General features: G+C 44.4%; 2 protein-coding genes. Both read left to right on the plus strand.

The window, feature by feature from the left end; translation table 11 throughout:
* A partial coding sequence (locus tag WAM07_RS09370; protein WP_422166299.1) for a CapA family protein occupies positions 1-862 on the plus strand: 862 nt, incomplete at its 5' end.
* Positions 855-1,701, plus strand: an 847-nt coding sequence (locus WAM07_RS09375) for a gamma-glutamyltransferase (protein WP_422166301.1), incomplete at its 3' end; no start/stop codon positions are given. The genes WAM07_RS09370 and WAM07_RS09375, both read left to right, overlap by 8 nt.

Here is a 1,701-nt window from a genome sequence, read left to right on the forward strand (position 1 = left end):
GGGGAATTTTGAAAACCCTGTGACACTGCAGGGAAAAAGTTATGACGAAATCGATAAATCTATTCATTTGAGTACAGATCCAAGTGCCGTAGAAGCTTTAAAAGATGCAAACTTCTCAAACGTGAATCTAGCTAACAACCACGCCATGGACTTCGGACCTGAAGGGCTGCTTGACACGGTTCAAACTTTTGAAGATAAAGACCTTGATTTTGTAGGTGCCGGTAAAGATCTGGAAGCTGCCCAGCAGATTGACTATCAGGAAACCAATGGGTTAAAAATAGCGACCCTGGGCTTTTCTGATGTCTATGTGTCAGGTTTTCGAGCTTTGGAATATAATCCAGGAATTGCCGCTGCAGACCCTGAGTCTTTTCTACCTCTTGTAAGAGAGGCGAAGGAAAATGCAGATATGGTGGTCGTTAACATCCACTGGGGAGCAGAGTATGATAACAAACCTCACCCAAGACAGCAGGAAATGGCAAAGGCGATCGTGGGTGCCGGTGCAGATGTCATTATAGGCCACCACCCTCATGTATTGTCTCCGGTCGAGGTATATGATAATTCAGTGATTTTCTACAGCCTTGGAAACTTTATCTTTGATCAAGGCTGGTCCCGCACAAGAGATAGTGCTTTAGTTAACTATGACTTGATGGAAGATGGAACGGGCAGGTTTGAAATCTTACCTATGCGGATTCGGGAATCGCGTCCTGCCGTGACCAATAATAAATACAATCAAAAGAAAATCTTTACTCAATTAAAACGAGGAGAGCCTGAATCGAACTTCACAGTAGAAAATGGAAAACTGGTGATCGAAGTTGACCACTCTTCCATTTTAGAAGAAAGAGAATTAGAAGAGGATGAATAAGAAAATCCTTTCTATTCTTATGATACTAATCATTATAACCGCAGCGGCTGTAACTTACTTTATTAGTAACCAAGGAATGGAAAAGTCTCCTGCCTATGGGATCCAATCTTCTCCAACTACCGGCACTACGGAGGCATACGGAGTAAGTTCGTCCCATCCTCTAGCGGTTAAAGCTGGCATGGAAGTCCTCGAAAAGGGCGGCAACGCTGTCGACGCAGCCGTTGCTGTTTCCTATGCCCTTGGTGTCGTTGAACCCTATGGGTCAGGCATCGGAGGAGGGGGAGCTATGCTGATTCACCCTGCGGACGAAGAGCAGGATCCGGTTATTTACCAATATAGGGAAACAGCACCGATTTCAGGCGCAGCCCCTTCAAATAAATTTGGAGTTCCAGGCCTCGTTAAGGGTCTCGAGGCAGCTCATTCTGATTTTGGATCCATGGACATGGAAAAACTTTTGGAGCCTTCCATTGCACTTGCAGAAGATGGGTTTAAGGTGGATGAGCACCTTACACAGCGATTGGAGGATAATGCTCAGCGCATGCCCGTTAAGAAATTAGATCATTTTTTTCCTGATGGAGAGCCGATTCAACCGAATGAAACATTAAAACAAAAAGAATTAGCCAAAACTCTAAGAAGCATTCAATCAGAAGGTTCAGGCGCATTTTACTCCGGGGATATTTCTGATAAACTCGCGGACGGCGTAAAGGAATTAACCAAATCAGACTTGAGCAATTACACCGTTATGAAAAGTGCTCCCGTAAAAGGTGAATTTGCAGGTTATGATGTCTATTCAGCCCCGCCGCCATTGTCAGGCGTAACGTTAATTCAATCCTTAAAAG

This window comes from Halobacillus sp., from assembly GCF_049282395.1.
Taxonomy (GTDB): domain Bacteria; phylum Bacillota; class Bacilli; order Bacillales; family Halobacillaceae; genus Halobacillus.